Genomic DNA, 590 nt, shown 5'->3' with positions numbered 1-590 from the left:
CCAGCGCCACGGTGTCGGCGTCAATCTGCCGCCGCGTTACCGATGCAGGCTGTCCGGCGGCCAGCGTCTGCACATTGCCCGCAATGATTTCCGTATAGGGACCGGGTTCGCCCTTGGCACCTTGCGGGCCAGTTCCATAGGTGAACGGTCCTGCCCAATCGCCCGCCGTGGCGGACAGCTTGACATAGAGCTTGCTGCTGTCCTCTTCGCTTAACTCGCCGGGATCTGTGGCCAGATAGGCAAAGCCCGCCTGCCGGCCGTCATAGACCGAACGACCGTCCAAGGGACCGGCAACATCATACTTGAAGATCGTGCCGCGCCGCAGCTCCGCCAGCAGATAGGCCAGGTTCTGGCTGTTGGTGTCCAGCGTCTTCAGATAGGCCGTGTCGCGCTGGATCGCATAAAGGTAGGTGCCGGAGGCGCCGGACCAGGCCAGCTCGGCCGTGATCAGATTGTCGGCGTTCACGCTGGCGATCGGCAGCACATTGCCGGCCGCCTCGACGATGATGTTTCCACCGCTGATCAGGGCGGTCTGCCATGCCGTGCCGTTTCCGGCCACGGCCTTGCTGCCGGCGACCAGCGTCACCGTG

General features: G+C 64.4%; 1 pseudogene. It reads right to left on the bottom strand.

Annotated elements, in window-relative coordinates:
• Positions 1-590: pseudogene (locus tag KLP42_RS26640) on the bottom strand (hypothetical protein); the annotation flags it as partial.

Origin of the sequence: Rhizobium sp. CSW-27, assembly GCF_018760785.1 — a bacterium.
Taxonomy (GTDB): domain Bacteria; phylum Pseudomonadota; class Alphaproteobacteria; order Rhizobiales; family Rhizobiaceae; genus Neorhizobium.
The sequence above is the reverse complement of the archived record's forward strand: the minus strand, read 5'-3'. Positions and strand labels throughout refer to the sequence as shown.